Here is a 12,666-nt window from a genome sequence, read left to right on the forward strand (position 1 = left end):
CGGCCGTGGGTTTTGGGGGCAAACGGGAACGCAGTGACGCCGAGCTGTTGGCGGCTTTCGTCGGCGGCGAGCACCGCGCCTTCGAGCAGTTGTTCCTTCGCCATCAGCGCCACCTGTACCGGTTGGCCCGGCTCACCAGCCGCACCCCGGAAGATGCCGAGGACGCACTGCAAGAGGCGATGATCTCGGCGCACCGGTGCGCGGCGTCGTTTCGGTATGACGCGGCGGTCAGCAGCTGGCTGCACCGCATCGTGGTCAATGCCTGCCTGGACCGGTTGCGCCAGGCCAGGGCGCGGCCGACCGCCCCGCTCGACGACGTGCATCCGGTTCCGGATGCAACGGCCCGGGTCGAGACGGAGATCTTGGTGCGGCGAGCGCTGCTGCAGCTTCCGGTCGAGCAACGGGCCGCCGTGGTCGCGGTCGACATGCAGGGCTATTCGATCGCCGACACCGCACGCATGCTGGGTGTGGCCGAGGGCACCGTCAAGAGCCGCTGCGCCCGCGGGCGGGCGCGGCTGGCACGGCTGCTGGGTTACCTCGACACCGAAGCCAACGCCTTCGACGCGAGTTAGCACCGACCGGCGCGCCGCAATGCCGCGCGGGGCGTGCCATAGTCATCAACCTGTGCATGACGGACACTGGGGCGGATGAATGGAACCGAACATGAAGCCGACGCGAACCCGCCGCTGACCGTCGAGCTCCTCGCCGACCTGCAGGCGGGTCTGCTGGACGACGAAGCCGCCGCCGGCATCCGGCGACGAGTCCGCACCGACCCGCAGGCAGCGGCAATCCTGCGTGCCCTGCAGCGGGTGCGCCGCGACCTCGCGGACGCCGGAGCTGATCCGGCGTCAGCGCCGGATCCTCCCGCCGATGTGACCGCCAGAATTTCTGGAACGCTGCGGTCCACGGCTTCCGGTGAGTCGTCCGCCGCTCACGCAGCCCAGCCGCGCATCCGCCCGGGAAAAATCCTTGCCGGCATAGCCGGGTTCTGTGCGGCCGTCGCGGCGATCGGCGTCGGTACCGCCGCACTGGTCACTGCACCGTCACCGGCGCCGAGTGCGCCCACCACCGCAATGCACATCACCGTCTCGACGCCGCCGCCGGTGATTCCGCTGTCGCACGAACAGATCCTGGAACTGCTGCAACGCACACCCGACTACGGCCCGGTCGACGCCGCCCTCGCCGACCCGTCACGGCGCGCGTCCTGCCTGAGCGGCCTGGGCTACCCGGCATCCACGCAGATCCTGGGCGCCCAACCGATCGGCATCAACGCCCGCCCCGGGTTGCTGCTGGTGGTACCCGGCGACGGCCCCGACACCGTGGCGGTCTACGCGGTGGCGCTCAACTGCAGCGCCGCCGATACCGGCCTGTTGGCCAGCACCACAGTTGCCCGAGCCACCGGCTCGTAACGGCTTCCCGACATGGTCCAACGCGCGGAAGGGAACACCAGTGCCTACGCTGGCGTTCATAAAAGTCCGAGATCAGCTTTCCGCACCCGAAAGGCCCGTATGACCGCCGCCACACCAGACACCATCCACGACGTGATCATCATCGGCAGCGGTCCTGCCGGATACACCGCCGCTCTCTACACCGCCCGGGCGCAGTTGGCGCCGCTGGTATTCGAAGGCACCTCGTTCGGCGGGGCACTGATGACCACCACCGAGGTGGAGAACTATCCGGGTTTCCGCGACGGCATCACCGGTCCCGAGTTGATGGACCAGATGCGGGAACAGGCGCTGCGGTTCGGTGCGGACCTACGCATGGAGGACGTGGAGGCGGTATCGCTGGACGGACCGATCAAGTCGGTCGTCACCGCCGACGGGGAAACCCACCGCGCTCGGGCCGTGATCCTGGCGATGGGTGCGGCGGCGCGCTACCTGCACGTGCCCGGCGAGCAGGAACTGCTCGGGCGCGGGGTGAGTTCATGTGCCACCTGTGACGGGTTCTTCTTCCGCGACCAGGACATCGCCGTCATCGGCGGCGGTGACTCGGCCATGGAGGAGGCCACCTTCCTGACACGCTTTGCCCGCAGTGTCACGCTGGTGCACCGCCGCGACGAGTTCCGGGCCTCCAAGATCATGCTCAACCGAGCCCAGGCAAACGACAAGATCGACATCTTGACCAACAAGGTGGTGCTCGCCGTGGACGGGGACACCACCGTCACCGGACTGCGGCTGCGTGACACCGCCACCGGTGAAGAATCCACACTGCCGGTAACCGGCGTCTTTGTCGCAATCGGACACGAGCCGCGTTCCGCCCTGGTGCGCGATGCCGTCGATCTGGATCCAGACGGCTACGTGCTCGTCAACGGCGGCACCACCAGCACTTCGCTCGACGGGGTGTTCGCCGCCGGAGACCTGGTCGACCGCACCTACCGGCAGGCGGTCACCGCAGCCGGCAGCGGTTGTGCCGCTGCCATCGACGCCGAACGCTGGCTGGCCGAACGCGAAGCAACTGGGCACGCTGACAGTACCGACACGCTGATTGGAGCACAGCAATGACCGATTCCGAGAAGTCCGGCGCGACAATCGAAGTTTCCGACGCATCCTTTTCCACCACCGTGCTGTCCAGTAATAAGCCTGTGCTGGTTGACTTTTGGGCAACCTGGTGCGGCCCGTGCAAGATGGTGGCGCCGGTGCTCGAAGAGATCGCCGCCGAGCGTTCGGGCAGTCTCACCGTGGCCAAGCTCGACGTCGACGCCAACCCGCAAACCGCGCGCGACTTTCAGGTCATCTCGATTCCCACGATGATCCTGTTCAAGGACGGCCAGCCGGTGAAACGAATCGTCGGGGCCAAAGGGAAAGCGGCGTTGCTACGCGAAATTTCCGACGTGGTACCGAACCTCAGCTAGTAGCTTGTAGCTCGGCCGGTACCCGGTTCACGACCAGTCCTGGGCGCCGCGGCGATGCCGCTTGCGCTCCGTCTGCAGCGGCGGTGACTCGCGATGCGGCGGATCGGTGCTCACGCAGTTGCGGTCCGGCGTCACCGAGGGATGGCCCCGGCTTCCCAAGTGCGGCTGAAATGGTAGTGAAATCTAGTCAGGCAGAAAGCTTTCCAGATCCGCCCGGCGCTCGACTTGCGATGCCCGCGCTCCCCGGCCATGAACGCCCACGAGCGACGGGGCGTGTTCCGCGGTTTAGGTTCACTATCTGAGGTGAAATCTGCTATTGCTGAGCCGCTTTCGTATTCAGCGCACCTTGCACCCGCCGATATGATCCTTATCCGCACCGCCGAACACCGCGATCGACTTGCACCGCAACGCTCCCCCATGTCGCCGTCTTTCTTTCCCCGTAGCTGAGCACGGCTGTGTTCTTCGGTCAGCTCCGGCCTTACTCGAATCCTGTTATGTGTCTGCGGGATTGGCCTCGGACAGGCGCGTGTTGCAAGCCTTCCGAGGCTCAAAGCCTGCGCTGTGTCGCGTTGATCATTTGTACTTATGATCCGAGTTGCTGAATGTATCGGCATATCGTTGCCCCGGGTCGGCAGGCATGGTGCAATCGGTCAGTCGTTGGATACCGCGAATTCGGCAACCGGAAAACCGCGGAGTCATAAAGCATTAGAAAGAGGAGTGTCGATTTGACGTTGTGGGTGGTTCCCGAGGGTTTGACCGGCGCTGCTGCGGCGGTGGAGGCGTTGAGTGCTCGGTTGGCGGCTGCGCATGCTGCCGCGGCGCCGTTGATCACGGGAGTGGTGGCTCCAGCAGCCGACCCGGTGTCGTTGCGTACCGCGGCGGGGCTCAGCGCCTGCGGTGTGCATCACGTGGGAATCGCCACCGAGGGCGTCGAAGAGCTGGCCCGCTCGGGTGTGGGCATCGGTGAAGCCGGGGTCAGTTATACCGCTGGTGATGCCGCCGCAGCGCTGACGTATGCCCCTGCGGCTGGTTTGGCATGATCACACCGATCTGGATGGCCTGCCCGCCGGAGCTGCATTCGGCGCTGCTGAGTGCTGGCCCGGGGCCGGCTCCGTTGGTGGCGGCCGCCGCGCAATGGTCGTCGCTAAGTGCTCAGTATGCCGACACGGCTGAGGAACTGAGTATGGTGCTGGCCGCGGTGGCGGCCGGGGCTTGGCAGGGTCCCAGCGCGGAGCTGTGCGCGGCGGCCTATGCCCCGTATCTGGCCTGGCTAATGCAAGCAAGCACCGATACTGCGGGCGCGGCTGCTGCGCACGAGGCCGCGGCCACCGCCTACACCACTGCGCTGGCGACAATGCCCACGTTGGGGGAGTTGGCCGCCAACCACACCACCCACGCGGTGCTGCTGGCCACCAATTTCTTTGGGATCAACACGATCCCGATTGCGCTCAACGAAGTCGACTACGTGCGGATGTGGATCCAAGCCGCCGCCGCCATGAGCGTCTACGACGAGGTTTCTGCTGCGGCACTGGCCGCTGCACCACATGCCAACCCGGCACCAGTCATCCTCAAACCCGGCAGCATGGCCGTTGCTGCAGCTGCCCAAACCGCCCTCACCCCCTTCCCCTTCTTGGAAATTCTGAATCTCATCGTAGAAACGATCATCGGTGAGGCAGTGATGTTCGTATTATTTTGGGCGAGTGCATTTGTGCTTCTGATCTCGCCTTTACTCTTGGTTGCTGCGGGCGCGGCTGTTTTGTTGGGAGATTATACCGTTGCGGCTTATCTGCTGGCATTACCTATAGCCGCTCCAATTATCATGGCCATTATGGGTACCTTCTTTTTCTTAAATCCCGTGCTGGTTTTCTTTCAAGGTGTCATGCTGATTATCAACTGGATTATCGGCAATCTGGCTCTCGCTGGTCCAGCTTTATCGACTTATTTTGCTTCAGGGCTGGCCATTCCGGCCGCCGCCGCAAGCGCCAGCGCCGCGGTGCAGCTAGCAGAGGTGGCCCCGGTGTCCGCTGTTGCAGTCGATGCGGTGCTCCCGGTTGCAGGTGCACCGGCCGTGGTGTCGCAAGCGCAGTTGGCGTCGGCGGTTTCAGCGCAGAGCGGGGCGTCGGTATCCGTGACTGCTGGTAATCAGGCTGCGAATGGTATTGGTTTTGCTGGAACGCTGACCAATGGGGCCGGAATGCCCGCTACCGGGTTGGCCGCCATCGGTGCTGAGTGTGGTGGTGCGCAGATTCCGATGCTGCCGGCCAGCTGGGAGCACGGGGTAGTCGGAGCGCTTGGCGATGGGGGGTTGATCGGCTTAGCGGTGTGACCGTCAGATAACCAGGAAGTCACGGAAATCGAGTCTGAAGGAGAGTTGTTGTGAGTTTATTGGATGCACATATTCCGCAGTTGGTGGCGTCGCAGTCAGCGTTTGCCGCCAAGGCGGGATTAATGCGGCACACCATCAGTTCGGCTGAGCAGTCCGCGATGTCGGCGCAGGCATTTCATCAGGGTGAGTCAGCGGCGGCATTTCAGGCCTCGCATGCCCGGTTTGTCGAGGCGGCCGCCAAGGTGAACGCGTTGCTGGACATCGCGCAGGCCAATCTCGGCGACGCCGCCGGCACCTATGTGGCCGCCGATGCCGCTGCAGCTTCGGCCTACACCGGCTTCTGAGGCCCGAGTTAACCATCGTCATTTTCTGAAAGGGTTTGTGATGTCGCAGATTATGTACAACTACCCCGCCATGATGGCTCATGCCGGGGATATGTCCGGGTATGCCGGAACGCTGCACAGCCTGGGTGCCGACATAGCCACCGAGCAGGCCGCATTGTCCAATGCGTGGCAGGGCGACACCGGGCTGACCTATCAGGGTTGGCAAGCGCAGTGGAATCAATCCATGCAGGAACTGGTCAGCGCGTATCAGTCAATGGCCTCCACGCATGAATCCAACACGTTGGCGATGAACGCCCGCGACATGGCCGAAGCCGCCAAATGGGGCGCCTAGCCTAAAGCATCCGTTGGAGGCCAGTTCCGCGGGACTGCTCGAGCGAACCTGACAGTCGCCAGTCGGCTAATCACGACCTCGAGCAGCCCCGCGGGCCTGGCCTCCACCGTGTTTGGTCCCGTGCGCAAGGCCGTTCCAGACCGATTCAACTTCATTTCGGACACGGCTCGAAATACAGCAAGCACATACGCCCCCGTCGACGTCGACAAACTCGCCGACATCGCCCCGATCCCTCCCGGCCATCGAAGTTGCAACCCGCAGCAAAGAGCATCGGGAAATTACTCAAGCCGCCCAGGTTTCGGTGGCAAGAACCCTCCGCGCGCCGCAACGCCACTTCGCCATACCGTGCCATTCCGTCATGTCGCAGTAGTTGTAGTGCCGCGACCAAACCGCCGCCTGGACGACGCGTCGGGGCCCGGATCAGCCTGGGGTTTTCCCGAAATTGGGAAGCGTCTGCGACAATAGCGGCTAGCTGTGTTGCATTTGTCAGCGAGGTCAGTGAGTCCTGGAGGGCCTTTGGTATGCCGAGTCCGCGCCGCGAAGACGGCGACGCGCTGCGCTGTGGTGACCGTAGCGCCGCTGTCACCGAGATCCGCGCTGCGCTGGCCGCGCTGGGGATGCTAGATAATCCCGACGAAGACCTGATCACCGGCCGCCACATCGCACTCGAGGTGTTCGACGCCGAACTCGACCAAGCGGTACGTGCCTTCCAGCAGCATCGCGGACTGCTTGTTGACGGCATCGTCGGCGAGGCCACCTATCGGGCGTTGAAGGAGGCTTCCTACCGGCTCGGTGCCCGCACGCTCTATCACCAATTCGGTGCGCCCCTATACGGCGACGATGTGGCGACACTACAGGCCCGACTTCAAGATCTCGGGTTCTACACGGGGCTGGTCGACGGATATTTCGGGTTACAGACGCACAATGCGCTGATGTCGTACCAGCGTGAGTACGGGCTCGCCCCCGACGGTATCTGCGGCCCGGAAACGTTGCGGTCCTTGTACTTTCTCAGTTCACGCGTCAGCGGCGGCTCTCCGCACGCGATTCGGGAAGAGGAGCTGGTCCGCCGTTCGGGTCCCAAGTTGTCCGGCAAGCGCATCATCATCGATCCCGGCCGCGGGGGTGCCGATCACGGCCTGATCACCCAAGGCCCGGCCGGGCCGATCAGCGAGGGAGATGTCTTGTGGGACTTGGCGAGTCGCCTCGAAGGACGAATGTCGGCCATCGGCATGGAGACCTTCTTGTCCCGACCGGCCAACCGCAGCCCGTCAGACGCCGAACGCGCTGCCACCGCCAACGCAGTTGGCGCAGACCTGATGATCAGCCTGCGCTGCGAGACCCAAGCCAGTCCTTCGGCTAACGGCGTCGCCTCGTTCCACTTCGGTAACTCGCACGGGTCGGTATCCACCATCGGTCGCAATCTGGCTGACTTCATTCAGCGAGAAGTGGTGGCACGCACTGGTTTACGGGATTGCCGTACCCATGGCCGGACATGGGATCTGTTGCGGCTGACCCGGATGCCGACCGTTCAAGTCGACATCGGCTATATCACCAACCCCCATGACCGGGAGATGCTGGTCTCAACACAGACCCGTGACGCCATTGCCGAAGGTATTCTTGCCGCAGTCAAGCGCCTCTACTTGCTGGGTAAAAACGACCGCCCCACAGGCACTTTCACTTTCGCCGAGTTATTAGCCCACGAGCTGTCGGTGGAGCGGGCCAGCAGGCTCGGCGGTTCCTGAATTGTCTTGAAGTTCCCGGGGCGCATCGTTCTCCGAGCCGTCAGGGTACCGGGCCTAGACCTAGACGTACCGGGCCTGGCGGTAGCGAGCGTGCTCATAGAAATGCTTGCTGGGTTTGATTTCGGCCGTGCGGTGGAGGTGCTGACATGATGAGGGATCTCCGTGTTCGGAGATCCCTGGTGTCGGTCGTAGCCTCGGGTTGTTGAGATCAGGGAGGCGGTGGTGGCCGACGTGCAGCCTTTCTCACCGAGGTCTACGGGCATGTTGCCGAGTTAGACCCAAGGCTACCAACAGATCTCGACAGATCTCGCCCGTCGCGCGACCTGGCGCAAGCCTGGCGACAACTGGACCGCAGCCTGAACCACCAAGTTGGCCTGATCGTGAACTTCGGCCCTCACGCGGAGCTAGAACTGGCGCTGGAACTAGCAGTAGAACTGGCCGTCGTAGCCGCCCCCACGGGTTGTTGCAGCTGCGCATTTTCCAGCAATCGCTCCAAAGCCGCCTCTACCTCGGCCTTCCACCCAAAGCCTTTGTCCAGTTCGAGCCGCAACCGCGGGAAGTACCTGTGCGGGGCCACCACCACAAAACCCATGTCGGTCAAGAAGTCTGCGTCGATGACGCAGTGGTCGACGGAGCAGTCACCGACAACCTCGAGCACTGGGCGCACTTCCGGATCGATCAATCCAGGGTCCTGTAAGTCGGCCACCTCCACCGTGCGGCCGAAAGCTTCCAGCGCACGTACCCCGCGTCGGACCAGTTCGTCGACCACCCCGGCGATCAGGCTGTGCGGCAAATCATCGGGGGCTTGTCCGCGTTCGATACCCATCGACGTCAACAACACCGCATCGGCAGACACCGGCGCGGTCGGGAACCGGTGGGCCCGCGGTACGGCTCGCGGCGGAGCGTAGAACACGTACCCCAGACAGGGCGGTTCGGCGTCACTGCGTTCATCCGGAATCGCCGTCGCCACCTGACCGCACGAACCCCATTCCAACATCACCATTGACAGCCAGGCTTCTTTTTCGAATTCCGGGTCGGCGAGGTGGTGATCGTTGCCCAGGGTCGCGGGGTCCACTTCCCAGAAGACGCACCGGCGCGCGTGCTTGGGTAGCTGCTCAAAGGCTTCGAGCCGCAGCGCTGTGATACGAGCAGACACTAGTCTCCTGGCCTCCGTGCGGTACTGCAACTGTCAGCGCCGCTCCTCTGCCGGCCCTTCGGCCGACGTTGTCGCACGGCCACGCCCACAGCCCTGATCTCCCCCGGCTGATGTGCACCAGCAACCTCTCCAGGATAGGAGAGTTGGTCGCAATTGGGCCAGTATCGGTTGGCCACCCGGGCCGCTGCCGGCCGCTGCCGCGTCACGACCGGCTCCGCTGCTCACAACCAACCGGTCGTGTCACGAAAACCCTTGGCGCACATGGGGTCCGCGCTGAAGTACACCGCAACAAGCACTGCCTCCCTATTCCGGAACCGCGTCAGTGTCACAGTGACGTAATTACCCGGTGTTGCGGCTCACGCGTTTGCATCGGTCATCAAGCCGATGATCCGCTGCAAATCGTCCACCGAACCGAACTCGACCACGATCTTGCCCTTGCGTTTGCCAAGGCTGACCGTGACCCGGGTGTCGAAGGCGGTCGATAGACGCTCGGCAACGTCTTGAAGCCCGGGCATGTGGATCGGTTTGCGCCGCGGCGGAGTTGGTGTGCTGGTACCGGCCCGGTTGGCCAGCGTGACGGCCTCCTCAGTGGCTCGCACCGACAGACCCTCGGCGACGATTCGGCTCGCCAGTTCCTCCTGTGCCTCCGGCCCAGCCTCTAGCGACAGCAGCGCACGCGCATGACCAGCCGACAACACCCCTGCGGCGACCCGCCGCTGAACGGGGATTGGCAGCTTGAGCAACCGGATCATGTTGGTGATCAACGGGCGCGACCGGCCGATGCGTGCGGCCAGTTCATCGTGGGTGACGCCGAATTCATCGAGTAGCTGTTGGTAGGCGGCTGCCTCCTCCAGCGGGTTCAACTGGACCCGATGGATGTTTTCCAATAGGGCATCGCGCAGCAGACTATCGTCACCGGTTTCGCGCACGATAGCGGGAATCGTGGCCAGGCCGGCCTCTTGGGCAGCGCGCCAACGTCGCTCCCCCATCACGATTTGGTAGTGCGCACCGCTTGGCGTTGCCTCGATCGCCCGCACCACGATTGGCTGCAGGAGCCCGAACTCGCGGATCGAGTGCACCAATTCCTGCAGTGCCTCCTGGTCGAAAACCTGGCGTGGTTGCCGGGGATTGGCCTCGATGTCCGACGGAGCGATCTCGCGGTACACCGCACCCATCGGGCTGGCATCGAGCGCGGGCCCGCCGATCACGACGTCGGCGGTCGCCGACCCCATCCGTGGGCCGAACGACGGCCCGGACTCACCGTCGGCGGGACCGGTGGGTATCAGCGAAGCCAGTCCCCGCCCAAGGCCGCCTTTCCGGCGTGACGGCTGCGTCATTGTCGTCCCCTCCCGGCTGATGGTCGATCACGATCGGCCAGTTCACGACTGGCATCGAGGTAGCTCATTGCTCCCCGAGAACCGGGATCGTAATCGATGATCGTCATGCTGTAGCCCGGCGCCTCCGATACCTTGACGCTGCGTGGAATCACCGTCCGCAATACCTTACTTCCGAAATACCGGCGGACCTCTTCCGCCACCTGATCGGCTAGCTTGGTCCGCCCGTCATACATCGTCAGGATTACCGTGGTGACTTCGAGTTCGGGGTTGAGGTGTGCCTTCACCATCTCGATGTTGCGCATCAACTGTGACACGCCCTCCAGCGCGTAATACTCGCACTGAATCGGGATCAACACCTCCGGGGCGGCGACCAGTGCATTGATGGTGAGCAGGCCCAACGACGGGGGGCAGTCGACAAAGACGTAGTCGAAGTCGAGGTGGTCGAGTTCGGCCAGCGCGGTACGCAACCGGTTTTCACGCGCCACCATGCTCACCAGTTCGATCTCGGCGCCGGCGAGATCGATTGTCGCCGGGACGCAGAACAGGCGCTCGCTGTGCGGGCTACGCCGTATTGCCCGCCGCAGTGACACTTCGCCGATGAGCACTTCGTAGGACGACGGTGTCCCGGATTGCCGTTCGGTGATACCTAGCGCCGTGCTTGCGTTGCCCTGTGGATCGAGATCGATGACGAGCGTCTTGAGTCCCTGAACGGCGAGCGCGGCGGCGAGGTTGACCGCGGTGGTCGTCTTCCCCACGCCGCCCTTCTGGTTAGCGACGGTGAAAAGACGCCGCTGGTGGGGCCGCGGTAACGGTTCGTGGGTGGTGTGCAGGACGCGCATGGCGCGTTCGGCTGCGGCGCCAATCGGGGTGTCGATTTCGGTTGATGTTTCACGTGAAACATTCACCGTGGGATTGTGCGTTGTTTCGGCCGCCGACGCCAACTCGGGGGGCACCACGGCGGTGGAGGTTCCGCCATCGACCGTGTTGGCACCCGCGAAGGTCTTCGCCACGCTGGCGGTCACCGTCGACAGCGACCCGGACACCGGCGGCCTGGCAGATGCGGTCCGCGCTTCCGCATCAGGTAGGTCTACCGAAAATGGTGCCGCAGGCCCTGGCGCCGGGGCCGAAATGATCCCCGTCTGCGCTGAAGAACCGGCTGCTGCCGGTGCGGCGGAAAGCCGGAGTGTGTTCATATCGCTACCCCGTTCGCTGATCGCCCCCGATCCGGTCGGTCCTGACCTTCGCGCCGTGCCACCACCGCCACGGTTGCGGTTGGCCGTAAATAGTTCGCGCCACATTCCACTACCCTGACATCACGCACACCCGATGCGGCCATTACACGCCGATACTTCTCCACTTCATCGGCGGCCCGCTCTCCCTTGATCGCAAGCATTCGCCCGTCACGCTTCAGCAACGCCATACTCCACTTCGTCAGTTTGTCCAATGGGGCCACCGCCCGTGACACCGCGACATCGCTGGCGCCAAGCCGCTTCCGTACCGCCGGATCCTCGGCCCGGCCCCGCACCACATCCACTGCCAACTCCAGGTCCGCGACGACCGCACATAGAAATTCACTGCGGCGCAGCAACGGCTCCAGAAGAATGATCCGGAGGTCGGGCCGCGCCAGGGCCAGCGGCACACCGGGCAGTCCGGCGCCGCTGCCGATGTCGACGACCCGTTCACCCGCACCGACGAGCTCGCCGATCACGGCACAGTTCAATAGGTGGCGCTCCCAGACCCGCTCGGCTTCACGCGGGCCCAGTAACCCGCGCTCGACGCCGGGTCCCGCCAACCAGTCGGCGTATCGCCGGGCGAGTCCAAGCCGGTCGCCAAAAATCGCCATCGGGATGCCGGACCTGTCGGGGTGCATGGGTTCCAATACGGGTCGCAACGGCCGGGGCGGCTCGGCAGAGCGTCCATGTTTCACGTGAAACAATCTCCGATCTTCCGAGCTCTGCCGATGACCCAGTCCGCCCGAACTACATAGCTGTAACTCACTGACCCCAATATCGCGGCGAGATCGCGGTCGGATAACGGGTTAGTCGCGCAGCACCACAACACGCCGCGACGGCTCGGCGCCCTCGCTTTCGCTGTGCACACCGGGCACTGCGGCGACCGCATCGTGGACGATCTTGCGTTCGAACGGCGTCATCGGCGCGAGTTCCTGACGTTCACCGCTCTCGGCGACGCGCCGCGCCACCCTTTCCCCCAAGGCCGCCAATTCTTCTCGGCGGCGCCGGCGCCAGCTTGCAATATCGAGCATCAATCGACTCCGCACCCCGGTCTTCTGGTGCACCGCCAATCGGGTGAGCTCCTGCAGAGCATCCAGCACCTCTCCCCCGCGACCCACCAACTTATTCAGGTCGTCGCTGCCGTCGATGCTGACCACCGCGCGGTTACCCTCGACGTCCAGATCGATATCGCCGTCGAAGTCCAAGAGGTCCAACAACTCTTCCAAGTAGTCGCCGGCGATTTCCCCTTCGGCGACCAACCGCTCTTCCAGATCGGTCTCGTCGGCATCGACGCTAGCCGGCATCACGTCCTCTGCGACATCGGGCACATCCCCCACCGCTGACTTG

14 protein-coding genes are annotated in these 12,666 nt (G+C 64.1%); 9 read left to right on the forward strand and 5 right to left on the reverse strand.

Going from position 1 to position 12,666, the window contains the following annotated elements:
- Positions 1–5 precede the first annotated feature (5 nt).
- The 9 genes from sigM to MKAN_RS14090 all read left to right on the forward strand — a co-directional run bounded on the left by sigM (position 6) and on the right by MKAN_RS14090 (position 7,594).
- Entirely contained in the window at positions 6–572 is a 567-nt protein-coding gene (gene sigM / locus MKAN_RS14050) for an RNA polymerase sigma factor SigM (RefSeq protein WP_023368985.1), read from the forward strand.
- A 75-nt stretch (positions 573–647) separates the two neighbouring features.
- Positions 648–1,409: a hypothetical protein gene (locus MKAN_RS14055; protein WP_023368986.1), complete on the forward strand. Its 762-nt coding sequence runs from the start codon at positions 648–650 to the stop codon at positions 1,407–1,409.
- A gap of 99 nt (positions 1,410–1,508) precedes the next feature.
- Complete coding sequence (gene trxB / locus MKAN_RS14060; RefSeq protein ID WP_023368988.1) at positions 1,509–2,501, forward strand: thioredoxin-disulfide reductase; 993 nt, start codon at positions 1,509–1,511, stop codon at positions 2,499–2,501.
- Positions 2,498–2,851 carry a thioredoxin gene (gene trxA, locus MKAN_RS14065; protein WP_023368990.1) on the forward strand — a complete coding sequence of 118 codons (354 nt, stop codon included), beginning with the start codon at positions 2,498–2,500 and terminating at the stop codon, positions 2,849–2,851. Before trxB ends, trxA begins: the two co-directional genes overlap by 4 nt.
- A 725-nt stretch (positions 2,852–3,576) precedes the next feature.
- The gene (locus MKAN_RS14070) at positions 3,577–3,891 is read left to right on the forward strand and encodes a PE family protein (RefSeq protein WP_023368992.1); all 315 of its coding nucleotides are present in this window, start codon (positions 3,577–3,579) and stop codon (positions 3,889–3,891) included.
- Positions 3,888–5,177, forward strand: a complete 1,290-nt coding sequence (locus MKAN_RS14075; protein ID WP_023368994.1) for a PPE family protein — start codon at positions 3,888–3,890, stop codon at positions 5,175–5,177. Before MKAN_RS14070 ends, MKAN_RS14075 begins: the two co-directional genes overlap by 4 nt.
- Before the next feature lie 50 nt (positions 5,178–5,227).
- Positions 5,228–5,521, forward strand: a complete 294-nt coding sequence (gene esxG, locus MKAN_RS14080) for a type VII secretion system protein EsxG (RefSeq protein WP_023368996.1) — start codon at positions 5,228–5,230, stop codon at positions 5,519–5,521.
- Positions 5,522–5,561: 40 nt separating this feature from the next.
- The gene (locus tag MKAN_RS14085; RefSeq protein ID WP_023368998.1) at positions 5,562–5,852 is read left to right on the forward strand and encodes a WXG100 family type VII secretion target; all 291 of its coding nucleotides are present in this window, start codon (positions 5,562–5,564) and stop codon (positions 5,850–5,852) included.
- Between the two features lie 521 nt (positions 5,853–6,373).
- Complete coding sequence (locus MKAN_RS14090) at positions 6,374–7,594, forward strand: N-acetylmuramoyl-L-alanine amidase (RefSeq protein ID WP_023369000.1); 1,221 nt, start codon at positions 6,374–6,376, stop codon at positions 7,592–7,594.
- Between the two features lie 394 nt (positions 7,595–7,988).
- Here the strand turns inward: MKAN_RS14090 and MKAN_RS14095 are convergent, their stop codons facing one another.
- From MKAN_RS14095 to MKAN_RS14115, 5 genes are all read right to left on the reverse strand, one after another.
- A complete protein-coding gene (locus tag MKAN_RS14095; RefSeq protein ID WP_023369002.1) occupies positions 7,989–8,750 on the reverse strand; it encodes a hypothetical protein in 762 nt (253 codons plus the stop codon).
- Positions 8,751–9,106: 356 nt separating this feature from the next.
- Positions 9,107–10,087 carry a ParB/RepB/Spo0J family partition protein gene (locus MKAN_RS14100; protein ID WP_023369004.1) on the reverse strand — a complete coding sequence of 327 codons (981 nt, stop codon included), beginning with the start codon at positions 10,085–10,087 and terminating at the stop codon, positions 9,107–9,109.
- The gene (locus MKAN_RS14105; protein WP_042313663.1) at positions 10,084–11,043 is read right to left on the reverse strand and encodes a ParA family protein; all 960 of its coding nucleotides are present in this window, start codon (positions 11,041–11,043) and stop codon (positions 10,084–10,086) included. The genes MKAN_RS14100 and MKAN_RS14105 overlap by 4 nt, the downstream gene beginning before the upstream one ends.
- Before the next feature lie 233 nt (positions 11,044–11,276).
- On the reverse strand, positions 11,277–12,023 hold the full coding sequence (rsmG, locus tag MKAN_RS14110) for a 16S rRNA (guanine(527)-N(7))-methyltransferase RsmG (RefSeq protein ID WP_371685992.1): 747 nt from the start codon (positions 12,021–12,023) through the stop codon (positions 11,277–11,279).
- Positions 12,024–12,125: 102 nt separating this feature from the next.
- Positions 12,126–12,623 carry a Jag family protein gene (locus tag MKAN_RS14115; protein ID WP_082276409.1) on the reverse strand — a complete coding sequence of 166 codons (498 nt, stop codon included), beginning with the start codon at positions 12,621–12,623 and terminating at the stop codon, positions 12,126–12,128.
- Positions 12,624–12,666: the final 43 nt, after the last annotated feature.

This window comes from Mycobacterium kansasii ATCC 12478 (genome assembly GCF_000157895.3).
GTDB classification, from domain to species: Bacteria; Actinomycetota; Actinomycetes; order Mycobacteriales; family Mycobacteriaceae; genus Mycobacterium; species Mycobacterium kansasii.

Excerpts from the sequence above, each read along its gene's own strand:
- MKAN_RS14055 (WP_023368986.1), top strand. The coding sequence starts at position 648 with ATGAATGGAACCGAACATGAAGCCGACGCGAACCCGCCGCTGACCGTC.
- trxB (WP_023368988.1), top strand. The coding sequence starts at position 1,509 with ATGACCGCCGCCACACCAGACACCATCCACGACGTGATCATCATCGGC.
- trxA (WP_023368990.1), top strand. The coding sequence starts at position 2,498 with ATGACCGATTCCGAGAAGTCCGGCGCGACAATCGAAGTTTCCGACGCA.
- MKAN_RS14075 (WP_023368994.1), top strand. The coding sequence starts at position 3,888 with ATGATCACACCGATCTGGATGGCCTGCCCGCCGGAGCTGCATTCGGCG.
- MKAN_RS14085 (WP_023368998.1), top strand. The coding sequence starts at position 5,562 with ATGTCGCAGATTATGTACAACTACCCCGCCATGATGGCTCATGCCGGG.
- MKAN_RS14090 (WP_023369000.1), top strand. The coding sequence starts at position 6,374 with ATGCCGAGTCCGCGCCGCGAAGACGGCGACGCGCTGCGCTGTGGTGAC.
- MKAN_RS14100 (WP_023369004.1), bottom strand. The coding sequence starts at position 10,087 with ATGACGCAGCCGTCACGCCGGAAAGGCGGCCTTGGGCGGGGACTGGCT.
- MKAN_RS14115 (WP_082276409.1), bottom strand. The coding sequence starts at position 12,623 with ATGCCGGCTAGCGTCGATGCCGACGAGACCGATCTGGAAGAGCGGTTG.